The 457-nt window shown below is 46.0% G+C and carries 1 pseudogene; it reads left to right on the plus strand.

Going from position 1 to position 457, the window contains the following annotated elements:
- Positions 1-197 precede the first annotated feature (197 nt).
- Positions 198-263, plus strand: a pseudogene (locus NJD71_RS13655) (hypothetical protein); the annotation flags it as partial.
- Between the last annotated feature and the right edge of the window lie 194 nt (positions 264-457).

The following is a 457-nucleotide window of genomic DNA, read 5'->3' on the forward strand; positions in this document are numbered from 1 at the left end:
GTAGATAATAGTCATGGTGTCTGTCTGGTTTTTTCGCTACAATCGAGAATAGTTCTTAAGTTAAGCCGCTACAAGAGCCTGGCGCCAAAACTCTCTAAATACATGAGCACCTTTGCTATCTAGGTTGTTACGGCGATCCCAATTGCTCAGACCGGTCGGAAATCGGTCGTAGAGTATAAAGGCAAAAGCGCGCTGCCATCACGGGCGCAGGGTCTGGTATGGGACGTGAGCTGGCGATTCATCTAGCAAAAATGGGCTGTCATCGCGTTTTTTAAGATTGATGCTCGATTGGTTTTTGGTTAACGTAATTTTGCTCAGATGGCAGACAACGGCGATGCATGGGTAGAAATCAACGGTAAAAAGCTAAACAGGTTTTGTCATCCGCGCTATTGATCATTCTTCCGATTGCGCAGCCGCCTTATTTATCAAGTACGACAGTGACGATACCCAAAAACTC

This window comes from Psychrobacter sp. PP-21 (assembly GCF_033790785.1).
GTDB lineage: Bacteria > Pseudomonadota > Gammaproteobacteria > Pseudomonadales > Moraxellaceae > Psychrobacter.